Origin of the sequence: Krasilnikoviella flava (assembly GCF_900167525.1) — a bacterium.
Taxonomy (GTDB): Bacteria; Actinomycetota; Actinomycetes; order Actinomycetales; family Cellulomonadaceae; genus Isoptericola; species Isoptericola flavus.
The window spans coordinates 502,773-526,812 of sequence record NZ_FUZQ01000003.1; the positions used below are offsets into that span (position 1 = coordinate 502,773).

Sequence of the window (24,040 nt, forward strand, 5' to 3'; positions counted from 1 at the left end):
TTGCATCCGCCCGCACCGCCCGGCATGACGCGCTGTCATAGGAGGTGCGAGCGTCCCTGATCGTGAACCTCATGGGCGTTATCCCTGTTCAGCGCGCTGCGGTGCACGCTCCGCAAGCTCACGGGCGGCCTCGAGATAGGCCAGCGAACCGGTCGACCCTGGGTCGTAGGTCATCACTGTCTGCGCATGGCTCGGGGCTTCCGAGATGCGCACCGAACGCGGCACCGTCGTCCGCAGTGTCTGGTCCGGGAAATGGTCGCGCACCTCGGTTGCAACCTGCTGCGCGAGGTTCGTCCTGCCGTCGTACATCGTCAGCAGGATGGTCGAGACGCGAAGCTGCGGGTTGAGGTGAGCCTTGATGAGCTCGATCGTCTTCAACAGCTGGCTCAGGCCCTCGAGCGCGTAGTACTCGCACTGGATCGGAATCAAGACCTCACGGCCGACCACGAAGGCGTTGACCGTCAGGAGGCCGAGGCTCGGAGGGCAATCCACCAGGACGTAATCGATGCGCTCCTCGCCGCGCTCCTCCCGCCGCGCCAGGTAGGTATCGAGAGCGCGGCGCAGTCTCGTTTCACGTGAAACAAGGGAGACCAGCTCGATCTCGGCGCCGGACAGGTCGATTGTCGCCGGAACTCCGTAGAGGCCCGGGACGGTCGGGCACGCCTGCACGGTGTTCTCGAGCGGCTCGTCCTCGACCAGAACCTCGTAGATCGAGGGCGTCCCCGCGCGATGCTCCAGGCCGAGCGCGGTCGATGCGTTCCCCTGGGGGTCGTTGTCGATCACCAGGACCCTCAACCCGGACTGCGCAAGCCCGGCGGCGATGTTGACGGTGGTCGTTGTCTTGCCGACCCCGCCCTTCTGGTTCGCCACCGTGATGATCCGGGTGTGATCCGGGCGTGGGAACTGTCGTCCATGGAGCTCGATACGACGCCGGGCATCGATCGCGAGCTGAGCTGCCAGCGGAGTCGACTCGTCTGCTTCTGGCACCGATGCCACGAGCGCCGCGCGATGTCCGTCGATGGCAGGAGGAAGGCCGCCTTGTGCCCACTCCAGCCCCGGCGCTGTTTCACGTGAAACGTGCGGATCGCCCGTCGCGGTCCCATCGTTCTGCGGGACGTCGTCGACGTGCTCCGTACTCGTGCTCACGTGCCACTCCTCCGGTTCGTCACAGGGACTGTGCACCGGTCGCGGCACATACGACGCCACCACGGCCCGGTGCTCCGCGCTCACTCTACGGCCTCATGGGCGCCGGGACGGGGCAAAACTCCGGCCTGTGGACATCACCGACAGAAGCCATTCCCGGCCGTCGTTCTGCACACTTGGTCGTCGGTCATTGCCTCCGCACGCGAAGGATGGTGGTGGGCTCGACGTCCGCGATCGTCCGGCCCTCCAGGATCTCTGGCTCGGCAGCTTTGAAGGAGCGGAGCACCTTACGCGCGGGGTCGATCTCCCGCTCAACACTGCGCCCCTTCAGCACGACCATCGCGCCGCCCCTCCGGACGAGCGGAAGACTCATTCGCGCCAGCTTGCTCAGGGCAGCCACCGCGCGAGACGTCACGACGTCGACCTCGAATGCGTCGTGGTATTCCTCGGCTCGACCACGCCTCACCTGCACGTTCTTCAGGTCGAGCCTGTCAACGCACTCCTCGAGCCACGCAGTCCGCCGCTCCATCGGCTCGATCAGGTGAACCTCGACGTCGGGGCGCTGGATCGCGAGCACGATTCCCGGGAGCCCTGCACCGGAACCGATGTCCGCCACAGACTTTGCGTCGCCGAGATACGGGGTCACCGCTGCTGAGTTCAGAATGTGACGCTCCCAGAGCCGGGCGACCTCACGGGGGCCGATCAGCCCACGCAACTCACCCTCCGCTCGCAGGCTCGCGGCGTACCGCGCCACGAGGTCGTACCGGTCGCCGAAGTAGGCGCGGACGGCGTCGCTCCGGCCGAGCTCCTCGTCTTTGGCGCCATTAGCCACCTGTGCCTCGTCCTCGCTCACGATTCCACTCCCTCGTACTCCCACATCATGACGAGAGCCCGTCGTTTCACGTGAAACAACGGGCTCTCGAGACACCACTCAGGACGCCGACGCGCCACCCTGCTCCGGCGACGGCTGGACGACCACGTACCGCGAAGGCTCCACGCCCCGCGAATCGCTGACCAGGCCGGCTGCCGCCACGGTGTCGTGCACCACCTTGCGCTCGAACGCATTCAGCGGAGCGAGCTCGATCTCGCGGTCCGACTCGCGAACCTCACGGATCGCGTCCTCGGCAAGAGCCGTCAGCTCCTGCCGCCGGGTGGCGCGGAAGCCGCCGATGTCGAGCATCAGGCGGCTTCGCTCCCCCGTGCGTGCCTGAACGGCAAGTCGGGTGAGCTCCTGCAGCGCCTCCAGCACCTCGCCGTCGCTCCCCACGAGGACGGAAAGGTCCCCGTCCTCGTCCGCCACGACCTCGACCGCCGCGCGGTCGTGCTGAATGTCCAGATCGATGTCGCCGTCGAGGTCCGCGATATCGAGCAGCTCCTCGAGGTAATCAGCCGCGATCTCGCCCTCTTCCTCGAGGCGCTTCGTGCGGTCGGGCTCCTGCTCCACCGGCGTGTCCGTCGTCATCGGAGTTCGATTCCTCTCGCTGCTCAGCCGCGCTTCTGGCGGTTCTTGCGCTTGGGCTGCTCGCGCTGCCCGCGTGCCTTCTCGGGCTCGGGCTCCGGCGCGGCCTCAATGGCCCCCTTGGCCGCGGCCTTGCGAGCCTGCCTCTCCTTGAGAAGCCGCTCCGCCTCAGAGCCCGGCGCGGGCATCTTCTTGATCGTGTAGAACTGCTGGCCCATCGACCAGAGGTTCGAGATAACCCAGTAGATCAGCACGCCGACCGGGAAGTTGATGCCCGAGATCAAGAAGATCACCGGGAGGATGTAGAGCATCATCTTCTGCGTGCTCGCCATCGGCCCCTCAAGGGCGGCCTTCGGCATGTTCTTCATCGTGAGCTGGCGCTGCGTGAAGAACATGGTGGCGCTCATCAGGAGGATGAGGCAGATGACGACGATGCGCGACGTCGTCGAGTCGGTGGTCCGGAAGACGTCGGAGAGCTGCGCGCCGAACAGGGAAGACGACTCGACGTCGCCGGCGATGCGCTGGTCGATCGGGCCGATGGCCTTGTGCGTGCCCTCCGCGATCCCCTGCAGGTTGTTGAGCACTCGGAACAAGGCGAAGAAGATCGGGGACTGCAGCAAAATCGGCAGGCACGACGCCATGGGATTGGTGCCGTGCTTGCGGTAGAGCTCCATCGTCTCGCGGCCCATGGCCTCACGGGACGCGGGGTCGGTCTTGCCCTTGTACTTCTTCTGCACCGCCTGCAGCTCGGGCTGCATCATCTGCATCCCGCGCGAAGCCTTGATCTGCTTGAAGAACAGCGGGATCAGTGCGATACGGATGACGACCGTCAGTGCGACGATCGAGAACACCCACGCCCAGCCCGGCCCGTCCTGCATGCCCAGCGTCGTGAAGAGCGCATGGGCCCCGTACATGATCCAGGCCACGACCCACTCAATGGGGTAGAGGATGGTGTCCAACATCCCGAATTGTCTCCTCTGTCGGAAAAGCTGCGTCCCCGGTGGCGCGATCCGGGATGGTCAGTGGCGAGCTGCGCCGCGGTGCTCGTGCGTCGGCGCGTCGACGTCCGTGTCGACGTGCTTCGCGCGAGCTGGCGGTACGTCGTCGACGCCACCGAGGCTCCACGGGTTGCATCGCAAGATCCGCCACAGAGCGAGACCGGTCCCCCGTAGCGTGCCGTGCGTCCGGATCGCGATGATCGCGTACTGCGAGCACGAGGGGTAGTACTTACAGGTGGGCCCCGTGAGCGGGGAGAGCACCGTCTGGTAGACGCGCAGGACACCGATCAGGACGGCGGCCGGAAGATTGCGCAGCACGTCGCGGCCATGGCCGAGCGTCGAGGCGGTCATGCTGCCCTCCGTGCGCGCGCGGTCGCGCGGTCGAGGCTGCTCGCGAGGTCGCGGTCGAGCTCTGCGTAGGAGGCGGAGCTCGACGCCGGGAGTGCGCGGACCACGAGGCGCGACCCGGCCGGCACAGAGGAGAGGTGCGCCGCCGCGATGTGGCGCAGGCGACGCTTCACCTGGTTGCGGTGCACGGCGTTCCCCACGGCCTTGGATACGACAAGACCGACCAATGGCGGTTCATCGCCCGTGACACCCGAGCCGTCGGCCGAAGGGCCGACGTCGGAGTCGACGAGGAGATGGACCACCACGGTCGATCGACCTGCACGCGTGCCGCGGCGCACCGCCCGTTCGAAATCGACGGAACGGCGCAGTCGGTGCGCCGCGGGCAGCATCCGTCAGGCAGAAAGCTCGGCGCGACCCTTGCGCCGACGGTTCGCCAGGATGGCGCGGCCGGCACGGGTGCGCATGCGCAGCCGGAAGCCGTGGGTCTTGGCACGACGGCGGTTGTTCGGCTGGAAGGTCCGCTTGCTCACGAGGTACTCCAAGAAACGTCGGGGAAGTACACCGTCAGTTCCTCGACGATGCAGGGGTCTTGTCGCAGGTCGGACCTCACGTACGAGACGTGAAAGCACGACCGGGCCGACCCAAGGACCGGCAGCCCGGCTGAGGGCGCGCAAAAGGACCTGGAACGGCTGTATGACGCTACGCCGCGGAGCCCCTTCAGGTCAAACCGGCCCGGGGGCGACGGGCGGCGGGCGGTGGCTACGATGTGGAGGACCTCACGCATCTCGGGGCGACGTCGCGCCGGCTGCTCCGTTCGGTCATCGCCCACAGCTTTATCCACAGGTTCCACAGCATGTGGACAACGCTGTGGACGGAGTTCCGGCGTGGCAGACTCGCGACCTCGCTCCCCATCCCGAACGACCCGAAGGACGACGCCCGTGGCCCAGCCGGACGAGAACATCACCGACGTCTGGGCACACACGCTCGCCACCCTCGAGGCCCGGCCGGACATGACGGCCCGGCAGCTCGCCTTCATCAAGCTCGCGAAGCCCATGGCGATCCTCGAGGACACCGTGTTCATCGCGGTGCCGCACGAGCAGACCCGGGCCTACCTCGAGACCAGCGTGCGCGACCAGCTCGTCTCCGCGATGGCGTCGACGCTGGGTCGGGACATCCGCTTCGGCATCACGGTCGACCCCGAGCTCAGCAGCGACACCCTCACCGGTCCCTCGCAGGACTACACCGCTCCCCTCGAGCCGGGCGTCCCCGACGAGCCGGAGGCGCCGCCTCTGCCGCCGAACCCGAAGCAGTCGGCCGAGCCCACGCGGCTCAACCCGAAGTACATCTTCGAGACGTTCGTCATCGGGTCGTCCAACCGCTTCGCCCATGCCGCTGCCGTGGCCGTGGCCGAGGCGCCTGCCAAGGCGTACAACCCCCTGTTCATCTACGGGGACTCCGGGCTCGGCAAGACGCACCTGCTGCACGCCATCGGCCACTACGCCCACAACCTCTATCCGCACGTGCGGGTGCGCTACGTGAACTCCGAGGAGTTCACCAACGACTTCATCAACAGCATCGGCGAGGGCCGCGCCGGCGCGTTCCAGCGCCGGTACCGCGACGTCGACGTCCTCCTCATCGACGACATCCAGTTCCTGCAGGGCAAGGAACAGACGATGGAGGAGTTCTTCCACACCTTCAACGCGCTCCACAACGCGGACAAGCAGGTCGTGATCACGTCGGACGTCCCGCCCAAGCAGCTCAACGGGTTCGAGGACCGCCTCCGCTCCCGGTTCGAGTGGGGCCTCATCACCGACGTCCAGCCGCCGGACCTCGAGACGCGGATCGCCATCCTGCGCAAGAAGGCGGCGAGCGAGCGGCTCGACGTGCCGGCCGAGGTGCTCAGCTACATCGGGTCGCGCATCTCGACGAACATCCGCGAGCTCGAGGGCGCGCTCATCCGCGTCACGGCGTTCGCGAACCTCAACCGGCAGCAGGTGGACCTCGCCCTCGCGGAGATCGTCCTCAAGGACCTGATCACGGACGACGACACGCAGGAGATCACGCCTGCGATGGTGATCGCGCAGACGGCGGCCTACTTCGGACTCACCATCGACGACCTGTGCGGGTCCTCGCGCTCCCGCGTCCTGGTGACCGCACGCCAGATCGCGATGTATCTGTGCCGTGAGCTCACGGACCTGTCGCTCCCGAAGATCGGCCAGCAGTTCGGCGGCCGCGACCACACCACGGTGATGCACGCGAACAAGAAGATCGCCGGCCAGATGGCGGAGCGTCGCTCGACGTACAACCAGGTGACCGAGCTCACCAGCCGTATCAAGCAGCAGCACCGCGGCTGACCGCCTCGGACCTCCTCGCGGGCCCGTCCACGCTCTCCACAGGGTGTGTGACTGGGCCCGCTGGCGTTTCTCCACATCTCCACCCACACCCTGTGGGCCGCCGTGCCGCCGTTTTCTCCCAGTTGTCCCCAGCCCTGTGGAGCACAATCGTGGAAAACTCGCCGTTTCACGGCATCGCCGAGATACACACCTGTGGACAAAGCTGTGGACGGCTGTGGATCACGGGCCCAGATCCGTGGACGACGAGGACCCGATCGGTGGACGGCTGTGGGTATGAATTCCGTCGCCCACAGGCGCAGGGCGTCGTCCACAGGGCCGCCCCCACAGCCTCCACAGCCCAAAATGTGCTCTGACCTGGGGAAACACTCGTCATCCCCAGATTCCACAGGTCCTATGACGATGACGAACGTTTGATCATCAGAGAAATCCACACACCTTCATCAGGGCGGCGCGACGATCCAGGCGACCGCGGGCCCTCCGACCACCGAGCACGTGCCGAAGAGCCCTTGTCTCGCGTAGGGTTTGGCTCGGACGACGAGGCAGGTCTGGTCATCTCCGACGGTCCGGGAAGCCGGGCACGACGCGCCTCCCGTCCGTCCACATCGATCGACGACACGAGTCGACAACGCGAGGAGTGGGATGAAGTTCCGGGTTGAGCGTGACGTCCTGGCCGAGGCCGTGACCTGGACGGCGCGCACGCTCCCCACGCGTCCGCCGGCACCTGTGCTCGCCGGCGTGCGCATCGAGGTCGACACCGCCGGCACCATCTGGTTGTCGAGCTTCGACTACGAGGTCTCCGCCCGCGCCGCGATCCCGGCCGAGGTCGCCGAGCCGGGCACGGTGCTGGTCTCCGGCCGGCTCCTCGCGGAGATCTCGCGGGCGCTGCCGAACAAGCCCGTGGACGTCACCCTCGAGGGCACCAAGGTGGTCCTGACGTGCGGCGCCTCGCGCTTCACGCTGCTGACCATGCCGGTCGAGGACTACCCCGCCCTGCCGCAGATGCCCGAGCTGACCGGCACCGTCACGGGCGACGCGCTGACGCATGCCGTCGCGCAGGTCAGCGTGGCGGCGAGCCGTGACGACACGCTGCCCCTGCTCACCGGCGTACGCATGGAGATCGAGGGTGAGCGCATCACCCTCATCGCGACCGACCGGTACCGGCTCGCGCTGCGCGAGCTGACCTGGACCCCGGCCACCCCGGGCTACTCCGCCGTCGCGCTCGTGCGCGCCCGGACGCTGACCGACGTCGCGAAGTCGCTCGGCGGGGGCGGCGGGCTGGTCAACGTGGGCTTGTCGACCGGGCAGGGCGTCGACCTGATCGGTTTCGAGGCCGGCGGCCGGCACACGACGTCGCAGCTCGTCGACGGCGACTACCCGCCGGTCCGGCGGCTCTTCCCGGACGCGACGCCGATCCACGCCGTGGTCGCGACCGGCCCGCTCATCGAGGCGGCCAAGCGTGTGTCCCTGGTGGCCGAACGCAACACCCCGATCCGGCTGTCGTTCACGGACGGCCAGGTCGTGCTCGACGCAGGCCAGGGCGACGACGCGCAGGCGTCGGAGGCGCTCGAGGCGGTGCTCGCGGGCGAGGACATCCAGGTGGCGTTCAACCCGCAGTTCCTGCTGGACGGCCTGGGCGCGCTCGGCACGGACTTCGTCCGCCTGTCGTTCACCCACCCGAACAAGCCGGTCGAGTTCACCGGCCAGGAGTCGCTCGACGGGGAGGACTCGTCGGAGTACCGCTACCTTCTCGTGCCCATCCGGTTCGCCGGCTGACACGCGTCCCCCGCACACTCGCACGCTCACGGAGGTACCCATGGTCAGCCACATCGGACTCGTCGGTCTGGGCAAGATGGGCAACAACATGCGCGAGCGGCTGCGCCGCGGCGGCATCGAGGTCACCGGGTACGACCCGCGCCCCGAGGTGTCCGACGTCGCGTCCCTGGCCGACCTCGTCGCCGCACTGCCCGCCGACCGTCGTGTGGTGTGGGTGATGGTCCCGGCGGGCGACCCGACGCGCGGCGTCGTGCAGGAGCTCGGCACGCTGCTGGGCGAGGGCGACGTCGTCGTCGAGGGTGGGAACTCGCACTACCCCGAGGACCAGGCCCGTGCCGCGGAGCTGGCCGAGCGCGGGATCGGGTATGTCGACGTCGGCGTCTCGGGCGGTGTGTGGGGCCTGGAGAACGGGTACGGCCTGATGTGCGGGGGCGACGCCGGGCACGTGCGGACGCTCATGCCCGTCTTCGACGCGCTGCGTCCCGAGGGTCCGCGCGAGGAGGGCTTCGTGCACGCCGGCGAGGTGGGTGCGGGGCACTTCGCGAAGATGGTCCACAACGGCATCGAGTACGGCCTCATGCAGGCGTATGCCGAGGGATACGAGCTGCTCGAGGCCAAGGACATCGTCACCGACGTGCACGGCACCATGAAGGCGTGGATGCGCGGCACGGTCGTGCGGTCCTGGCTGCTGGACCTCATGGTGAAGGCACTCGAGGAGGACCCGGCGCTGGCGGCGATCGACGACTGGGTAGACGACTCGGGCGAGGGCCGCTGGACCGTCGACGAGGCCATCGACAACGCGGTGCCGCTCCCCGTGATCTCGGCGGCGTTGTTCGCCCGGTTCGCTTCCCGGCAGGACGAGTCCCCGGCGATGAAGGCCGTGGCAGCGCTCCGCCAGCAGTTCGGCGGGCACGCGGTCAAGCCCGCCCAGTGATGTCCCTGGTGGTCGAGCCTGTCGAGACCACCCGGCCCCCGGCACGAGGCGGTCTCGACAGGCTCGACCGTCGAGAAGGCTGATGTACGTCTCCCACCTGTCGCTCCTCGACTTCCGGTCCTACGCCGCGGCCGACGTCGAGCTCGAGCCCGGCCCGAACGCGTTCGTCGGGCGCAACGGCCAGGGCAAGACCAACCTGGTCGAGGCCATCGGCTACGTCGCGACGCTCGGCAGCCACCGGGTCGCGAACGACGCGCCGCTGATCCGGTCCGGCGCCGAGCGGGCCGTGGTGCGGACCCGGATCGTGCGGGGCGTGCGCGCGTCCACCGTCGAGTTGGAGATCACGGCAGGCAAGGCCAACCGGGCCCGGGTGAACCGGGGGCAGCTCGGCCGTGCGCGCGACGTGCTGGGCATCCTGCGGACCGTGCTCTTTGCTCCGGAGGACCTGGCACTCGTCAAGGGCGACCCCGACGGGCGCCGGCGCTTCCTCGATCAGCTGGTCGTGCAGCTCCTCCCCCGCGCCGCGGGCCTGCTGGGTGACTACGAGCGCGTCGTGCGGCAACGGTCGGCGCTGCTCAAGTCGCTGCGTGGAGTCCGGCGCTCGGGGGGCGGCGCCGAGGACATCAGCACGCTCGAGGTGTGGGACGCACGGGCGGCCCAGCTGGGCGGGCAGATCCTCGCCATGCGCCTGGCGCTCGTCGAGGCCCTGCGCCCGCACGTGGCGGCCGCGTACGAGCAGGTCAGCGACGCGGACGGGGACGCGGAGCTCGCGTACCGCTCGAGCGTGCCGGGCACCGGCGACGGGGCGACCCCGGCGGCGGAGGACCTCGAGAAGGCGATCCTGGAGGCGATGGCCGAGTCCCGGCCCCAGGAGCTGGAGCGCGGGGTCAGCCTCGTCGGCCCGCACCGCGACGACCTGGTCCTCACCCTGGCCGGCCTGCCGGCCAAGGGGTACGCGAGCCACGGCGAGTCGTGGTCGTTCGCGCTTGCGCTGCGCCTCGCGTCGTACCGACTGCTCGGTGGCGGTGACGACCCGGAGCACGTGCCCGACGCCGCGTTCTGGGACCCGGACCTCGACACGGACGCGGACCCGGTGCTCATCCTCGACGACGTCTTCGCGGAGCTGGACGTGCGACGTCGGGCGCGGCTGGCGGAGCTCGTCGCCCCTGCTCGCCAGGTGCTGGTCACGGCCGCGGTGCCGGACGACGTCCCGCCCAGCCTGCTCGGCGCCCGGTTCGAGGTGACGCCCGGGCAGGTGCGTCGTGCGGGGTGACGACGAGGGAGACGCGGGCGAGCTCCTCGGCGACGACGACAACGGGAGCGCGGGTCGATCGCAGGGCGCCGCGGAGGATCCCCGGCCGGTCAAGGACCGCACGGAGCTGACGCCGCCGTCCGCCGTCGCGCGCGAGGCCCTGAACCGCGCCAAGGCCGCGGCGCGGGCCAAGGGCCTGCGCCCGGGCTCCCCCGCCCGGCGCTCCCCGCTCGCGGAGCCGCGGCTGTCGGGGCAGGGGCCGGGGGCGCGCGACCCGCAGTTGCTGTCGGAGGTCCTGGGACGCCTCATGCGCGACAAGGGGTGGACCGCGGACGTCTCCGTCGGCGGCGTGATCGGCCGGTGGCGGGAGGTGGTGGGCGCCCAGGTGGCCGACCACTGCCAGCCCGAGACGTTCGAGCAGAAGGTCCTCGTCGTCCGCGCCGACTCGACGGCGTGGGCCACCCAGGTGCGCCTGCTGGTGCCGACTCTGCTGCGACGCCTCGAGGAGGAGATCGGCGAGGGCGTCGTCGAGCAGGTCACGGTGCTGGGCCCGGCCGGGCCCGGCTTCCGGCGTGGGCGACGCTCGGTGCGCGGCCCGGGCCCGCGCGACACCTTCGGCTGAGCCCGCTCCCGCGGACCGGTTCGGTGCGGCTGGCACGAGACGGCGACGGGCCCGACCGCGGTGCGGTCGGGCCCGTCGCCGTGCTCAGGGCGTGTCGTGCTCGGTGCGTCAGTGCTGGATGCGACGACGCAGCCAGAAGAGGACGCCACCGGCCACGAGCAGCAGTGCGGCGATCCCGGCGATGACACCCACCGTCGCACCCGTCTGCGGGAGCTCCTCGGCCGGCGCGGCCTCGGCCGGCGGCACGGCGGCGTCGTCCGCGACGACCTCCACGTCCGCGCCGCCCACACCGATCGGGTTGGCGCACTCGGACGAGGCCGGCGGGTAGTCGACCACGGTCGAGTACTGCGGGTTCACCTCGAACAGGACCTGCACGCCGTCACGCGTCCAGGCGTAGTTCCCGTCCGTCTCGACGTAGGCGCCGTCGTCCTGCTGCTCCCAGCCCGGCCACTGCTTCGGCGCGGTGTCGGAGGCACCCGGCCACAGCAGCGAACCCTCGAGCGGCTGGTCCTCGGCGACGAAGTTCTCCCCGCCGTCCGGGTGGAGGAACGTGATGGTCAACGGCGTGTCGTCGTCGACCTCGATGCCCTCGGGCAGCGCGACGCCGTACTCCAGGTGCGGGGTGTCGCCCACGCACACCGCGCCGATGTCACCGGGGATCAGCGCGCAGTCCTCGGCGGACGGGACCAGCTCCGCGATCGGGAAGACCACGTCGCCGCCCTCGGTGCGGGTGTAGCCGGCGAGGTCGTCGCCGAACGTGCGGCCCTCGCCGGGCACCGCGAGGACGCCCTGCTCGGTGCTGAGGTACGTGACGTCCTCGCTGTCGGCGGGGAGGATGACGTCGGACGCGTCCGCGCCGCAGACCTCGACCGCCGCCGGCGCCTGGGGCACCACGACCTGGGGCTCGGGGACCTCGGGCTCGGTGGGCGTGGCGCAGTCCTCGGCGGAGGGCAGCTCGATGCCGAAGTCGCTCAGCTCCTGGTGCTGCCAGTCGACGAGGTGCCCGTCCATGGAGGACCCGTCGGGGTACGTGATCGTCTCGGGCATCGTGTAGTCGTCGGCCCCGCCGCGTACCAGGTCCTGCTGGATGCCCCACCCGGTGCACAGGTCGATGTCGTCGAGGGCGTCAGTCTGCGGGAGCTCGGTGTACCAGTGCTCGTCGTTGGTGAGCTCGTCCTCGGGAAGAGTGAGCGGCGTGGTGCCGAGCAGCTGCTGCTCCCCGGAGTTCTCCCAGGCAGCAGGCTTGTTCTTGTCGAGCTTCGGGTACAGGTAGATGCCCACCTGGACGTCGGTGGTCTCCGGGGTCGCGCAGGGCTCGGTGCTGCCGCCGTCGGACCAGTCGTACTCGGTGCCGTCGCGGCCGTCCCAGGCGTCGACCTCCACGGTCCACCGGGAGCTGCCGGCGATGTCGATCTTGTCGTTGTGGTACCAGGTCCCGAAGGACTCCTCGACCACGGTCTCGTCGTCGACCTTCACCGTCACGGTGTTGGTCCGGCCGTCCCGGCCGTCGGCATAGGCCTGCAGGTTCACGGTGAGCGTGTCACAGGTGGCCGACGTGCGGGGCGTGTGGGCGGAGGCCGGCGCCGCGGTGGCGACGAGCATCCCTCCGACGGCGAGCGTCGTCGCTGCGACGCCCGCCAAGGTCCTCTTCACTGTGGGGTTGTCCCTTCGGTGGTGATCGGTGCACGAGCGCGCGCCGGTCGAGGTGCAGTACGGGGAATCGTCGTGTAGTACACCAGTTTTTGGGGCAAAGGGGGAGAGTCGTTGATAACAGTCAGAGCACAAAAGCCGGACACATCGGTACGAGGCGCGCGATCGGCCGATGATGTGGACAAGGCTGGGGAAAACTCTGTGGACAAGGGTGGGGAGACAGCGCTGTCCCCGGCCTGTGGACAAGGTGTGCGGAACTTCGCTCCAGCGGCGTCAATCCGCCATTTCCTTGCCTCTGGCAGGTAGACTGAGACGGTCATTCCGGGTCGTGTTCCGACCTCTTGCACGGCTCGGTCGAGTGCGCGCCCGGAACCTGAGAGCCGCGCCGCCTGCACACAGCACGAAGCGTCGGCGCGTGCACGACGACCGAGGAGCAGCTCCGCCTGTGGCAGACCGAACCGACACCCCCCGTCCCGACACTGTCGCCAACGGAGCCAACGGAGCAGCCGAACCGGGGAACGGGTACGACGCCGGCAACATCACCGTCCTGGAGGGCCTCGAGGCCGTCCGCAAGCGCCCGGGCATGTACATCGGCTCCACGGGCGAGCGGGGCCTGCACCACCTGGTCTACGAGATTGTGGACAACTCTGTGGACGAGGCCCTTGCCGGGCACGCCGACAGCGTGGACGTGACGCTGCTTGCGGACGGTGGCGTCCGCGTCCGCGACAACGGCCGCGGCATCCCCGTCGCGATGCACCCCACCGAGGGCAAGCCCACGCTCGAGGTCGTCATGACCATCCTGCATGCGGGCGGCAAGTTCGGCGGCGGCGGGTACACCGTCTCCGGCGGCCTGCACGGCGTCGGCATGTCCGTGGTCAACGCGCTGTCGACCCGCTTCGTGTCCCAGGTGAAGCGCGACGGCTACCACTGGCAGCAGGAGTACCACGACGGCGGCGAGCCGGTCACCGAGGTGCAGCGGCTGGAGCCGCTCGCCGAGGGGGAGGCCACCGGGACCACGCAGACCTTCTGGGCGGACGACTCGATCTTCGAGACCACCGATTACGACTTCGAGACCCTGCGATCGCGCTTCCAGCAGTACGCCTTCCTCAACAAGGGGCTGCAGATCACGCTGCGCGACGAGCGCGCCGGTCACGCGGTGGCGGACGACGAGGTGGCCGGGCAGGCGCCGGAAGGCCGGACCGGGGACGTCACCGCGGCCGACGGCGCCGCCGACGTCGAGGACGCCAACCCCGTGCGCACGGTCACGTACCGCTACGACCACGGCCTGACGGACTACGTCGCCCACATCAACGCGGCCAAGAAGTCCGAGCTCGTCCACCCCGAGATCATCGACGTCGAGGCGGAGGACACCGAGCGCCAGATCTCCGTGGAGATCGCGATGCAGTGGACGAGCGCGTACAGCGAGTCGGTGCACACGTTCGCGAACACGATCTCGACCACCGAGGGCGGCACGCACGAGGAGGGCTTCCGTGCGGCGCTCACCACCCTGGTGAACAGCTATGCGCGCGACAAGCAGATCATCAAGGAGAAGGACGACAACCTCACGGGCGACGACATCCGCGAGGGCCTCACCGCCGTCATCTCCGTCAAGCTCGGCGAGCCCCAGTTCGAGGGCCAGACGAAGACGAAGCTCGGCAACACCGAGGCGAAGACCTTCGTGCAGCGCGTCGTGCGCGAGAAGCTTGTGGACTGGTTCGACGCGCACCCGACCGAGGCCCGCGACGTGATCCGCAAGGCCATCCAGGCGTCACAGGCGCGCATCGCCGCCCGTAAGGCGCGCGAGGCCACGCGTCGCAAGGGGATCCTCAGCTCGGGCGGCATGCCGGGCAAGCTCAAGGACTGCCAGTCGAATCGCGCCGAGGACTGCGAGGTCTACATCGTCGAGGGCGACTCGGCCGGCGGCTCTGCCGTCCGTGGTCGTGACCCGCACAACCAGGCGATCCTGCCGCTGCGCGGCAAGATCCTCAACGTCGAGCGGGCCCGCCTGGACAAGGCGCTCTCCAACCAGGAGATCCAGTCCCTGATCACGGCGTTCGGCACCGGCATCGGCGAGGACTTCGACCTCTCGAAGCTCCGGTACCACAAGATCGTGCTCATGGCCGACGCCGACGTCGACGGGCAGCACATCTGCACCCTGCTGCTCACATTGCTCTTCCGGTACATGCGCCCGCTCATCGAGCACGGCCACGTCTACCTGGCGCAGCCGCCGCTGTACCGGCTCAAGTGGTCGAACTCCCCGCACGACTACGTGTACTCGGACCGCGAGCGGGACGCCTTCCTCAAGGAAGGGCTCGCCGCCGGCAAGCGGATCCCCAAGGAGAACGGCATCCAGCGCTACAAGGGCCTGGGCGAGATGGACTACACCGAGCTCTGGGACACCACGATGGACCCGGAGCACCGCACGCTGCTGCAGGTGACCATGGACGACGCGGCCGCGGCCGACGAGATCTTCTCGGTGCTCATGGGCGAGGACGTCGAGTCCCGCCGCAGCTTCATCCAGCGCAACGCCAAGGACGTCCGCTTCCTCGACATCTAGCGGCTGACGACGGCGTCGTACAACACGTGCGTATGCCGTTGTACGCCAGCCGAACCATGATCTCGAGGACGACGGAACCCGCGCCCTGGCGGCGCAGGACAGGAAGAAGGTAGACGGTGACGGACGAGACCCCCGGCCCCGACATGACGGACGGCGCCCCGGACGACGAGGCGATCGACACGACCGACGGCACGGTCGCGGTGCAGCACGGCCGCATCGACCAGGTGGACCTGCAGCTGGAGATGCAGCGCAGCTACCTCGACTACGCGATGAGCGTCATCGTCGGGCGTGCGCTCCCGGACGTGCGCGACGGCCTCAAGCCGGTGCACCGCCGCGTGCTGTACGCGATGTACGACGGCGGCTACCGGCCCGACCGCGCGTTCTCGAAGTGCTCGCGCGTCGTGGGCGACGTCATGGGCAAGTTCCACCCGCACGGTGACACGGCGATCTACGACACCCTCGTCCGCCTCGTGCAGGACTGGGTGCTGCGGTACCCGCTCGTCGCCGGCCAGGGCAACTTCGGCTCGCCCGGCAACGACCCGGCTGCCGCCCCGCGGTACACCGAGTGCCGGATGGCTCCGCTGGCCATGGAGATGGTCCGGGACATCGACAAGAACACGGTCGACTTCCAGGACAACTACGACGGCCGCACGCAGGAGCCCGTCGTCCTGCCCGCGCGCTTCCCGAACCTCCTGGTCAACGGCTCCGCAGGCATCGCCGTGGGCATGGCGACGAACATCCCGCCGCACAACCTGCGCGAGGTCGCGGAGGGCGTGCGCTGGCACCTCGCGAACCCCGAGGCATCGCGTGAGGAGCTCCTCGCCGCGCTCATGCAGCGCATCAAGGGCCCCGACTTCCCCACCGGCGCCACGATCCTCGGCACCAAGGGCATCGAGGAGGCGTACCGGACCGGTCGCGGCTCCATCACGATGCGCGCCGTCGTGAACGTCGAGGAGATCCAGAACCGGATCTGCCTCGTCATCACCGAGCTGCCCTACCAGGTCAACCCGGACAACCTCGCCAGCAAGGTCGCCGACCTCGTCAACGACGGCAAGCTCGCGGGCATCGCGGACATCCGCGACGAGACCTCGGGCCGCACCGGCCAGCGCCTCGTCATCGTGCTCAAGCGCGACGCGATCGCCAAGGTCGTGCTGAACAACCTGTACAAGCACACGCCGCTGCAGTTCAGCTTCGGTGCGAACATGGTGGCCCTCGTCGACGACGTGCCGCGAACCCTGAGCCTCGACGCCTTCGTGCGGCACTGGACCACGCACCAGATCGAGGTCGTCCACCGGCGTACCGAGTACCTGCTGGCAGAGGCCGAGCGCCAGATCCACATCCTGCGCGGGTACCTCAAGGCGCTCGACGCGCTGGACGAGGTCATCGCCCTGATCCGCCGCTCGCCCGACGCCGAGCAGGCGCGCACCGGCCTGATGGAGCTGCTCGACGTCGACGAGCAGCAGGCGAACGCGATCCTCGCGCTGCAGCTGCGCCGGCTCGCGGCCCTCGAGCGCCAGCGGATCATCGACGAGCACGACGTCCTGCAGCGGGAGATCGAGGACTACAAGGACATCCTCGCCAAGCCCGAACGCCAGCGGACGATCGTGCAGGACGAGCTCGACGACATCGTCGCACGCTACGGCGACGAGCGCCGCACCACCGTGCTGCCGTTCGACGGCGACATGTCGGTGGAGGACCTCATCCCCGAGGAGGAGGTCGTCGTCACGATCACGCGCGGCGGGTACGCCAAGCGCACGCGCTCGGACAGCTACCGGGCCCAGCGCCGCGGCGGCAAGGGCGTGCGCGGCGCCGCCCTGCGCGAGGACGACATCGTCGAGCACTTCTTCGTCACGACGACGCACCACTGGCTGCTGTTCTTCACGAACCTCGGTCGCGTGTACCGCGCCAAGGGCTACGAGCTGCCCGAGGGCGGCCGCGACGCCAAGGGCCAGCACGTGGCGAACATGCTGGCGTTCCAGCCGGGCGAGCACATCGCCCAGGTGCTCGACCTGCCGGACTACGAGGCTGCCGACTACCTGGTGCTCGCCACCCGCCGCGGGCTCGTGAAGAAGACCCGCCTGGGCGAGTACAACTCGCCGCGCTCGGGCGGCCTCATCGCGATCAACCTGCGCGAGGACGACGAGGGCAAGCCCGACGAGCTCGTCGCGGCGCGCCTCGTGAACGCGGACGACCACCTCATCCTCGTGTCCCGCAAGGGCCAGTCGATCCGGTTCCCCGCCGACGACGACACCCTGCGGCCGATGGGGCGCGCGACGTCCGGTGTCACCGGCATGAAGTTCCGGGAGGAGGACGAGCTGCTCAACGCCGACGTCGTCACCCCGGGCACGGACCTGTTCGTCGTGACCGAGGGCGGCTTCGCGAAGCGCACGGCGATCACCGAGTACCGCGTCCAGGGCCGTGCCGGCTACGGGATCAAGGTCGCCAACCTGGTCGAGGCTCGTGGAGACCTCGTGGGGGCCTTGGTGACGGAGGCGGACGACGAGGTGCTGGTCATCATGGAGCGTGGCAAGATCGTGCGCTCGGCGGTCGCGGAGGTGAACCTCACCGGCCGCACCACGCAGGGCGTCACGTTCGCGAAGCCTGACCGCGGGGACCGCATCATCGCCGTCGCCCGTAACGTCGAGCGCCGGGACGTCGACGAGGCAACCGGCGACGCGTCGGTTAGCGTGGGCGAGCAGGCCGCCGACGAGCAGACCACGAGCGGGGACGAGGACTGATGACGGAGAACAGCGCGTCGACCAGGGCGTCGTCGGTGCCTCCCGTTCGGGAGGCGGAGATCGACGAGGCGACCCACCGCCGGAACCCGGTGCCCACCCAGGCAGGGACGGGCGCCGTCCACCTCGGGCAGGTACCGGCACCGCCCGCCCCGCCGACCGTCGCCCCGGCGTCGTCGTCCGCGGCTGCTCCCGCGGTCGCTACGGGCGGCGCGGCGACCCAGGGCGCGTCCCCCGTGAAGGAGGGTGCCGTGAAGGCGGCCGCAGCCGCTCTCGCCGCCGCCCGCAGCGCGGCCAAGAAGGTCCAGTCGGTCATGCCCGAGGCGCCGGCCAAGGGGCAGGACGCCGCGGACACCCCCGCGAGGCCGAAGGGGGCCGCGAAGTCCGTGCCCGCCGAGCCGCGCCCGGAGATGCACTACTCCGCCGGCGGCGTGCACGGGACGGCCGCGCCCGCCGCCGCGACGGCGGGGCCGATGGTCGGGACGGCGCAGCCCGGGGTCGGGCCGCGTCGGGTGCGGCTGTCGGTCTCGCGTGTCGACCCGTGGTCGATCATGAAGCTCGCGTTCCTGCTGTCGGTCGCGATCGGCTTCATCACCGTCGTCGCGACGATGGTCGTCTGGTACGTGCTCAACGACATGGGCACGTTCGCCACCATGCAGACGTTCCTGAGCGACACGATCGGGCCGCAGGCCGTCAACCTCATGCAGTTCGTGCAGTTCGACCGCGTCGTGTCGCTGTCCGTGCTGATCGCCATCGTCAACGTGGTGCTGCTGACCGCACTCACCACGATCATGGCCATCCTGTACAACATCACGGCCGCGCTCGTCGGCGGTGTGCACCTCACGCTGACGGACGAGTGACCCCCGTCCCGACCGGGATCGACGTCACACCGCGTGACGCCGCTCCCAGTTTGGGAACGGGCCTACGCGTACGGTAATGTTCCGTGCTGCACGCGCTCCCTCGTGGGGGCGCGCTCGGGGCTATAGCTCAGACGGTTAGAGCGCTTCCCTGATAAGGAAGAGGTCGGAGGTTCAAGTCCTCCTAGCCCCACTCCAGGCCACCAGGCCAGGGCCCGAGACGCACGGCCTCGTGCCGTGACGAGGAGGCAGAAGATGAAGAAGCTGTTCGTCCTCCTGCTCGCGCTCGGCGCGGGCTACCTGGTCTGGCGCCGTCTCAACGAGGACTCGGCCGACCGGGACCTGTGGTCCGAGGTCACCGACACCATCGACTGAGACCGTCCGGCCCGTCTGACGAGGCCGCCAGGGGCCATGGCGCAATTGGTAGCGCACCTGCTTTGCAAGCAGGGGGTTAGGGGTTCGAGTCCCCTTGGCTCCACCACCGAAGACCTCGCACGCCTCCGGGCATGCGGGGTCTTGTCGTCCCCTGCGGGCGCGTCAAGACCGCGTCGAGATCCCGCGCGTTCCAGGGCATGCGCGACGCCTGACATCCGCGCCCGTACGGCGAAGACCCCCGTCCCATCGGGACAGGGGCCTTCGCGCGGTGCGCTGCTACCTCGGAGGGCAGGCGGTCAGGCCTTGTCGCCGTCCCCGGCGTCCTTGGCGTCGTCGGCGGCGTCGCTCGCCGCCTCCTCCGTCTTCCGGGCGGCGGAGCGCGTGCGGCCGGCGGCCTTCTTGGCGGCGTCGGTCGCCCGGTCCTTGGCCTTGTCGACCGCTCCGGTGACCTCCTCGCCGAGCTCGGCGGCCTTCTCGGTGGCCCGCTCGGCGGCCTCGCGGCCCTTCGCGACGGCGTGTCCCGCCGCCTCGCCCACCGCCTCTGCCGCGTCGCCGACGGCGTGCCGTGCGTCGCGGGCCGCGGAATCGTAGTCCGGGCCGGACTGCTGCTCCCACGGCTCGGCCCACGGGTCGTTCTGCGGCTGGGCACGGCGCCAGAAGGCGTACCCGGCCGCGGCGGCACCGGCGAGCGCGAGGAACCAGAGGAGTCCCTTGCCCTTGCCTGACTTCTCGGCCTCCTTGGCGGCCTTCTCCGCGGCGGCCTGGGCCTTCGCCGCCTCCTTGGCTGCCTGCTTCGCGGCCTTCTTGCCCGCCCGACCGGCCTTCTCCGCCGCGTCACGCGCGGCGTCGGCCGCCAGGACGCCGGCCGCACCGGCCGCTGCCCCGGCACGGGTCGCGGCGTCGTTGAACGCCGTCACGACGCGCGGCAGGTAGTCGTCCACGATCTTGTCGTGCGCCGTGTCGACGAAGGGGCCTGCCTTGTCGGCTGCCTTCTCGACGCGCGGCGCCGCCGCGAGCACGCTCTCCCGCCACGCCTTCTCGGCGCGCGGCACGAGCCACTCGAGGAACGTGTCCATCCGCGGTTCCGCCCAGTCCTTGGCCTGGGTGGCGGCCTCCTTGGCCCCGCCGGCAGCCCGGGCACCGACGTCGACCAGCACGGCGGCGGCCTCCGTCGCGGAACCCTTGAGCTTCTCGGTGTCGAGCTCGTTGATCTTCTCGCTCACCTTGGCGGAGAGCTTCTCGGCCTGGTCCTTGGCGTTGTCGCCCACGTTCTTTCGCACCATGGACCCACTGTGCCACCAGGTGCCCTGGCCTGCAGCGGTACGCGCGGGCCGCGCCGTGAGGGTCGAGGAGATGGATGGTGAGGGGGAGAGTGAGAGGATGAGGGCATGTTCGCAACCCTCCACACCTCCGCCGGTGACATCCGTATCGAGCTGCTGCCGAACCACGCGCCCAAGACCGTCGCGAACTTCGTCGGTCTGGCCCAGGGCACCACGACGTGGACGGACCCGGCCACGGGCGCCGAGCGCAACGACCCCCTGTATGACGGTGTGATCTTCCACCGCGTCATCGACAACTTCATGATCCAGGGCGGGGACCCGCTGGGCACCGGCACCGGCGGCCCCGGCTACACCTTCGACGACGAGATCCACCCGGAGCTCGCCTTCGACGGCAAGTACATCCTCGCGATGGCGAACGCCGGCAAGCGTCGGAACCCCGTCACGGGCGCCGTCGAGGGCACCAACGGCTCGCAGTTCTTCATCACGACCGGCGCGACCCCGTGGTTGAACGGCAAGCACACGATCTTCGGCAAGGTGGCGGACGACGAGTCGCGCGCCGCCGTCGACACGATCGGCAACACGCCGACCCGCCCCGGCGACCGGCCCGTCCAGGACATCGTCATCAACAGCATCACCATCGAGGACTGACCGAGGTCCGACCGACACCAGGTCGAGCGGTCGGGGTCGAGAACCTCGTCGCAGTCGTATCCCTCCCGAAGCGGAGCGCCCCAGGGGCGCGTGAACGCGACCGCGCCGAGAGTCTTGACCCCGACCGCGCTGCCGAGCCCCGGAGGGCCGACCCATCTCGACACCCCCACCCGCACCGCAGCCCGGGCAGCCTGCCGGGGGGCCGCCGGTGTGCCCGCGGCACCCCGATCGCGTGTCCTACGTGCGCTGCCAGCGCTGCGGTCGCCCCACGTGCCCGGAGTGCCAGCGCCCCGCCGCCGTCGGGATCCAGTGCGTCGACTGCGTCAACCAGGCCGCGCGGGCGGTGCCGAGTGCGCGGACGATGTTCGGCGGGACCGTGCGGGGTGGCCGTCCGGTCGTCACGCTGACGGTCATCGGCCTCTGCGTGGTGAGCTGGGTGCTGCAGCTCGTCACGGGCGGCGAGTGGACGCAGCGGTGGGCGTTCGCTCCCTCGGTCGGGCTGGACGAGCCGTGGCGGTTCCTGACCGCGGCGTTCCTGCACTCCACGAGCGTGCTGCACATCCTGTTCAACATGTACGCGCTGTGGCTCGTGGGCCCGTTCCTCGAGCAGGCGTTCGGCCGGGCGCGCTTCGTCGCGCTCTACGTGCTGTCCGCGATCGGCGGCTCGGTGGGCTACCTGCTGCTCGCCACCCCGACCGTCGACGGCGGGTGGAACACCGCCGTGGTCGGCGCCTCGGGCGCCGTCTTCGGCCTCTTCGGGGCCATCATCCCGGCGCTGCGCCGGATGGGCCGCAACGCCGGCCAGATCGTCGTGCTGATCGCCATCAACATGGCGATCCCGTTCCTCTTCCCGGGTATCGCGTGGCAGGCGCACCTCGGGGGCCTGGTGGTCGGGCTGGCGATGGGCGCCGGCTTCGCCGCCGCCCCCCGCGAGCGTCAGGCCCTGGTCGCCTGGGCCCTGCCGGCCGCGGTCGCCGTCGTCCTCGTCGGCGCGACCCTGTGGAAGTACGCGTCCGTCGGCTGGCTCTGATCCTGCCCGTCCGCACGGTTGTCCACAGGGTTACCCACAGATGTGGAACGAACTACACGGGTGGAAGTAGGGCCGCCGTCAGCGCCAGCGGGTGGTGAGGCCGAAGCCGGCGATGATCAGCACGAAGCCGACGGCGAGGTTCCAGCCGCCGAGCGCCGGGATCGGCAGGCCCAGGCCGGGCGCCGTCAGGTAGTACAGGACGATCCACGCGAGACCCACCAGCATGAGCGCGAGCATCGTCGGCACCAGCCAGCGGGGGTTGCCCTGGGCCTTCGCCTTCGCGGGGACGGCGGCCTGCTCGGCAGGCGCGCTCTTCTTCTTGCGGGACTTCGACTCGGGCACGGGGATGGCTCCTGTCCGGACGGGCGATATGGCGGCCGCGGGCCGGATGCCCGCCGCCGTCGGCGATTCTGTCGACTAGCGTAGTCGTCAGCAGGCTCGAGAAGGACAGCAGCAAGCCGACAGGGGTGTGCCGATGAACCGCCGACTGCGCACGAGCACGACCGTCGCGTGCGTCCTCGCCGCGTCCGGTCTCCTGTTCACCGCCAGCGCGCAGCTCGCCGACACCCAGGACGGACGCGACCCGCAGGACCTGGCGGAGCTCGTCACCACGGAGTCCGACCGGGTCGCCGACCTCACCGACCGGATGAACGAGCTCGAGGCGGAGATCGACGACCTCGGCAAGGAGGCCGGCACCGACCTGCCCACGCGGAGCGCCGACCTGGTCGCCGACGAGTCGGTCGTGACCGGCGCCGCGCCCGTCTCGGGGCCCGGCGTGCGGGTGGCGCTCGACGACGCCCCGGCGTCCAGCCAGTCCATCTCCGGCGTCCGCCCGGACGACCTCGTCGTCCACCAGCAGGACGTGCAGCACGTCATCAACGCCCTGTGGGCGGGCGGCGCCGAGGCGATGACGCTGCAGGGCGAGCGCGTCACCGCGACGTCGGCGTTCCGCTGCTCCGGCAACATCCTGCTGCTGCACGGCAAGGTCTTCTCGCCGCCATACGTCATCGAGGCCGTCGGCGACCCGGACGAGCTCCGCGCTTCCCTCGACGCCGACCCGGGCGTCGCGATCTACCAGCAGTACGTGGACTGGGTGGCCCTCGGGTGGTCGGTCAAGGCAGCAGGCGGTCTCGAGCTGCCCGCCTACACCGGCAGCTCGGAGATGCGGTACGCGACGGTCCCCGACGGCACGGACGTGTTCTCGTGAGCGGCGCGCACCCCAGGAGCGCCGGGCGCCGGCGATGGCGCCGCCCTACCGCCCCGCCTACCTCCTGACCACCACCCCGAAGCGAGACAGCCATGACCTCCCCCGCGGCCACCACGTCCACCGACCGCCCGCGCATCCTCGTGGTCGACAACTACGACTCGTTCGTCTACACGATCGTCGGCTACCTGGACCAGCTCGGGGCGCGCACCGTCGTCGTGCGCAACGACGCCGTGCCCGAGCCCGACGCCGACGGCGTCTTCCACGGCGCGGACGGCGCCCCCTTCGACGGCGTGCTGGTCTCCCCCGGCCCGGGTACGCCCAAGGAGGCCGGTTCGTCGGAGGACGTCATCCGCGCCTGCGCCCGCTCCCGCACACCCATGCTCGGCGTCTGCCTGGGCCACCAGGCCCTCGCGGAGGTCTACGGCGCCACCGTGGCGCACGCCCCCGAGCTCATGCACGGCAAGACGAGCCTCGTGGAGCACGACGGCGACGGCGTGCTCGAGGGCCTGGCGTCGCCCTTCACGGCGACGCGCTACCACTCGCTGGCCGTGCTGCCCGAGAGCGTGCCCGCCGAGCTCGAGGTGACCGGCGCGACGGCGCGCGGCGTCGTCATGGGCCTGCAGCACCGTGAGCTACCGCTGCACGGCGTGCAGTTCCACCCGGAGTCGGTGCTGACCGAGGGCGGGCACCGGCTGCTGGCCAACTGGCTCGCCGTGTGCGGCGACGACGGCGCGGTCGCGCGGTCGCGCGGCATGGCGCCGCTGGTGCACCAGGGCTGACCGGCGTCGGTCGAGCCCGTCGGCACCGGCGGGGCGCCG

23 protein-coding genes and 2 tRNA genes are annotated in these 24,040 nt (G+C 70.1%); 15 read left to right on the forward strand and 10 right to left on the reverse strand.

Going from position 1 to position 24,040, the window contains the following annotated elements:
- Window positions 1–78 precede the first annotated feature (78 nt).
- The 7 genes from B5Y66_RS10240 to rpmH form a co-directional block, all read right to left on the reverse strand.
- Window positions 79–1,020, reverse strand: a complete 942-nt coding sequence (locus B5Y66_RS10240; protein WP_139820841.1) for a ParA family protein — start codon at window positions 1,018–1,020, stop codon at window positions 79–81.
- A gap of 310 nt (window positions 1,021–1,330) precedes the next feature.
- The gene (gene rsmG / locus B5Y66_RS10245; protein WP_079574099.1) at window positions 1,331–1,996 is read right to left on the reverse strand and encodes a 16S rRNA (guanine(527)-N(7))-methyltransferase RsmG; all 666 of its coding nucleotides are present in this window, start codon (window positions 1,994–1,996) and stop codon (window positions 1,331–1,333) included.
- 78 nt (window positions 1,997–2,074) lie between these two features.
- Window positions 2,075–2,605, reverse strand: coding sequence for a Jag family protein (locus B5Y66_RS10250; RefSeq protein ID WP_079574101.1), 531 nt, complete (start codon window positions 2,603–2,605; stop codon window positions 2,075–2,077).
- Between the two features lie 23 nt (window positions 2,606–2,628).
- Window positions 2,629–3,564 (reverse strand): membrane protein insertase YidC, encoded by a 936-nt coding sequence (yidC, locus tag B5Y66_RS10255; RefSeq protein ID WP_079574103.1) that lies wholly within the window; start codon window positions 3,562–3,564, stop codon window positions 2,629–2,631.
- 57 nt (window positions 3,565–3,621) lie between these two features.
- Complete coding sequence (gene yidD / locus B5Y66_RS10260; RefSeq protein WP_079574106.1) at window positions 3,622–3,951, reverse strand: membrane protein insertion efficiency factor YidD; 330 nt, start codon at window positions 3,949–3,951, stop codon at window positions 3,622–3,624.
- Complete coding sequence (gene rnpA / locus B5Y66_RS10265) at window positions 3,948–4,337, reverse strand: ribonuclease P protein component (RefSeq protein WP_079574108.1); 390 nt, start codon at window positions 4,335–4,337, stop codon at window positions 3,948–3,950. Before rnpA ends, yidD begins: the two co-directional genes overlap by 4 nt.
- 3 nt (window positions 4,338–4,340) lie before the next feature.
- Window positions 4,341–4,478: a 50S ribosomal protein L34 gene (gene rpmH, locus B5Y66_RS10270; RefSeq protein ID WP_013840089.1), complete on the reverse strand. Its 138-nt coding sequence runs from the start codon at window positions 4,476–4,478 to the stop codon at window positions 4,341–4,343.
- Window positions 4,479–4,886: 408 nt separating this feature from the next.
- Between rpmH and dnaA the strand changes: the two genes are divergently transcribed.
- From dnaA to B5Y66_RS10295, 5 genes are all read left to right on the forward strand, one after another.
- A complete protein-coding gene (dnaA, locus tag B5Y66_RS10275; RefSeq protein WP_079574110.1) occupies window positions 4,887–6,302 on the forward strand; it encodes a chromosomal replication initiator protein DnaA in 1,416 nt (471 codons plus the stop codon).
- A gap of 639 nt (window positions 6,303–6,941) precedes the next feature.
- Window positions 6,942–8,075, forward strand: coding sequence for a DNA polymerase III subunit beta (gene dnaN / locus B5Y66_RS10280; protein WP_079574112.1), 1,134 nt, complete (start codon window positions 6,942–6,944; stop codon window positions 8,073–8,075).
- 40 nt (window positions 8,076–8,115) lie between these two features.
- Window positions 8,116–9,009: a phosphogluconate dehydrogenase (NAD(+)-dependent, decarboxylating) gene (gnd, locus tag B5Y66_RS10285; RefSeq protein WP_079574114.1), complete on the forward strand. Its 894-nt coding sequence runs from the start codon at window positions 8,116–8,118 to the stop codon at window positions 9,007–9,009.
- An 82-nt stretch (window positions 9,010–9,091) separates the two neighbouring features.
- Window positions 9,092–10,282 (forward strand): DNA replication/repair protein RecF, encoded by a 1,191-nt coding sequence (gene recF / locus B5Y66_RS10290; protein ID WP_079574116.1) that lies wholly within the window; start codon window positions 9,092–9,094, stop codon window positions 10,280–10,282.
- Between the two features lie 106 nt (window positions 10,283–10,388).
- A complete protein-coding gene (locus B5Y66_RS10295) occupies window positions 10,389–10,883 on the forward strand; it encodes a DUF721 domain-containing protein (protein WP_079574479.1) in 495 nt (164 codons plus the stop codon).
- 108 nt (window positions 10,884–10,991) lie between these two features.
- Here the strand turns inward: B5Y66_RS10295 and B5Y66_RS10300 are convergent, their stop codons facing one another.
- Window positions 10,992–12,524 carry an LPXTG cell wall anchor domain-containing protein gene (locus B5Y66_RS10300; protein WP_139820826.1) on the reverse strand — a complete coding sequence of 511 codons (1,533 nt, stop codon included), beginning with the start codon at window positions 12,522–12,524 and terminating at the stop codon, window positions 10,992–10,994.
- A gap of 454 nt (window positions 12,525–12,978) precedes the next feature.
- Here B5Y66_RS10300 and gyrB point away from each other — a divergent pair, with 454 nt between their 5' ends.
- The 6 genes from gyrB to B5Y66_RS10325 all read left to right on the forward strand — a co-directional run bounded on the left by gyrB (window position 12,979) and on the right by B5Y66_RS10325 (window position 19,163).
- A complete protein-coding gene (gene gyrB, locus B5Y66_RS10305; protein ID WP_079574120.1) occupies window positions 12,979–15,090 on the forward strand; it encodes a DNA topoisomerase (ATP-hydrolyzing) subunit B in 2,112 nt (703 codons plus the stop codon).
- Between the two features lie 116 nt (window positions 15,091–15,206).
- On the forward strand, window positions 15,207–17,828 hold the full coding sequence (gene gyrA, locus B5Y66_RS10310; protein WP_407656380.1) for a DNA gyrase subunit A: 2,622 nt from the start codon (window positions 15,207–15,209) through the stop codon (window positions 17,826–17,828).
- Window positions 17,828–18,685, forward strand: a complete 858-nt coding sequence (locus B5Y66_RS22915) for a DUF3566 domain-containing protein (protein ID WP_079574122.1) — start codon at window positions 17,828–17,830, stop codon at window positions 18,683–18,685. Before gyrA ends, B5Y66_RS22915 begins: the two co-directional genes overlap by 1 nt.
- 116 nt (window positions 18,686–18,801) lie before the next feature.
- Window positions 18,802–18,875: transfer RNA gene (locus B5Y66_RS10320), tRNA-Ile, on the forward strand.
- A gap of 62 nt (window positions 18,876–18,937) precedes the next feature.
- Window positions 18,938–19,057: a DLW-39 family protein gene (locus B5Y66_RS22710; RefSeq protein WP_217700772.1), complete on the forward strand. Its 120-nt coding sequence runs from the start codon at window positions 18,938–18,940 to the stop codon at window positions 19,055–19,057.
- 30 nt (window positions 19,058–19,087) lie between these two features.
- Window positions 19,088–19,163 (forward strand) — tRNA-Ala (locus B5Y66_RS10325).
- A 190-nt stretch (window positions 19,164–19,353) separates the two neighbouring features.
- Here the strand turns inward: B5Y66_RS10325 and B5Y66_RS22515 are convergent.
- Window positions 19,354–20,340, reverse strand: coding sequence for a hypothetical protein (locus tag B5Y66_RS22515; protein WP_245807040.1), 987 nt, complete (start codon window positions 20,338–20,340; stop codon window positions 19,354–19,356).
- A 105-nt stretch (window positions 20,341–20,445) separates the two neighbouring features.
- Here B5Y66_RS22515 and B5Y66_RS10335 point away from each other — a divergent pair, with 105 nt between their 5' ends.
- Window positions 20,446–20,985: a peptidylprolyl isomerase gene (locus B5Y66_RS10335; RefSeq protein ID WP_079574124.1), complete on the forward strand. Its 540-nt coding sequence runs from the start codon at window positions 20,446–20,448 to the stop codon at window positions 20,983–20,985.
- A 232-nt stretch (window positions 20,986–21,217) separates the two neighbouring features.
- The gene (locus B5Y66_RS10340; protein WP_245807041.1) at window positions 21,218–22,015 is read left to right on the forward strand and encodes a rhomboid family intramembrane serine protease; all 798 of its coding nucleotides are present in this window, start codon (window positions 21,218–21,220) and stop codon (window positions 22,013–22,015) included.
- A 78-nt stretch (window positions 22,016–22,093) separates the two neighbouring features.
- Here the strand turns inward: B5Y66_RS10340 and B5Y66_RS10345 are convergent, their stop codons facing one another.
- Window positions 22,094–22,357 carry a cell division protein CrgA gene (locus tag B5Y66_RS10345; protein ID WP_079574127.1) on the reverse strand — a complete coding sequence of 88 codons (264 nt, stop codon included), beginning with the start codon at window positions 22,355–22,357 and terminating at the stop codon, window positions 22,094–22,096.
- Window positions 22,358–22,490: 133 nt separating this feature from the next.
- Between B5Y66_RS10345 and B5Y66_RS10350 the strand changes: the two genes are divergently transcribed.
- The gene (locus B5Y66_RS10350) at window positions 22,491–23,222 is read left to right on the forward strand and encodes a DUF881 domain-containing protein (protein ID WP_079574129.1); all 732 of its coding nucleotides are present in this window, start codon (window positions 22,491–22,493) and stop codon (window positions 23,220–23,222) included.
- 92 nt (window positions 23,223–23,314) lie between these two features.
- The gene (locus tag B5Y66_RS10355; protein ID WP_079574131.1) at window positions 23,315–24,001 is read left to right on the forward strand and encodes an aminodeoxychorismate/anthranilate synthase component II; all 687 of its coding nucleotides are present in this window, start codon (window positions 23,315–23,317) and stop codon (window positions 23,999–24,001) included.
- Window positions 24,002–24,040 lie beyond the last annotated feature (39 nt).

Bases quoted from the DNA above. Each gene is read 5' to 3' on its own strand.
- B5Y66_RS10250 (WP_079574101.1), bottom strand. From the start codon at position 2,605: ATGACGACGGACACGCCGGTGGAGCAGGAGCCCGACCGCACGAAGCGC.
- B5Y66_RS22710 (WP_217700772.1), top strand. From the start codon at position 18,938: ATGAAGAAGCTGTTCGTCCTCCTGCTCGCGCTCGGCGCGGGCTACCTG.
- gnd (WP_079574114.1), top strand. From the start codon at position 8,116: ATGGTCAGCCACATCGGACTCGTCGGTCTGGGCAAGATGGGCAACAAC.
- yidC (WP_079574103.1), bottom strand. From the start codon at position 3,564: ATGTTGGACACCATCCTCTACCCCATTGAGTGGGTCGTGGCCTGGATC.
- dnaN (WP_079574112.1), top strand. From the start codon at position 6,942: ATGAAGTTCCGGGTTGAGCGTGACGTCCTGGCCGAGGCCGTGACCTGG.
- B5Y66_RS22515 (WP_245807040.1), bottom strand. From the start codon at position 20,340: ATGGTGCGAAAGAACGTGGGCGACAACGCCAAGGACCAGGCCGAGAAG.
- B5Y66_RS10355 (WP_079574131.1), top strand. From the start codon at position 23,315: ATGACCTCCCCCGCGGCCACCACGTCCACCGACCGCCCGCGCATCCTC.
- recF (WP_079574116.1), top strand. From the start codon at position 9,092: ATGTACGTCTCCCACCTGTCGCTCCTCGACTTCCGGTCCTACGCCGCG.
- rnpA (WP_079574108.1), bottom strand. From the start codon at position 4,337: ATGCTGCCCGCGGCGCACCGACTGCGCCGTTCCGTCGATTTCGAACGG.
- yidD (WP_079574106.1), bottom strand. From the start codon at position 3,951: ATGACCGCCTCGACGCTCGGCCATGGCCGCGACGTGCTGCGCAATCTT.
- B5Y66_RS10335 (WP_079574124.1), top strand. From the start codon at position 20,446: ATGTTCGCAACCCTCCACACCTCCGCCGGTGACATCCGTATCGAGCTG.
- B5Y66_RS22915 (WP_079574122.1), top strand. From the start codon at position 17,828: ATGACGGAGAACAGCGCGTCGACCAGGGCGTCGTCGGTGCCTCCCGTT.
- B5Y66_RS10350 (WP_079574129.1), top strand. From the start codon at position 22,491: ATGAACCGCCGACTGCGCACGAGCACGACCGTCGCGTGCGTCCTCGCC.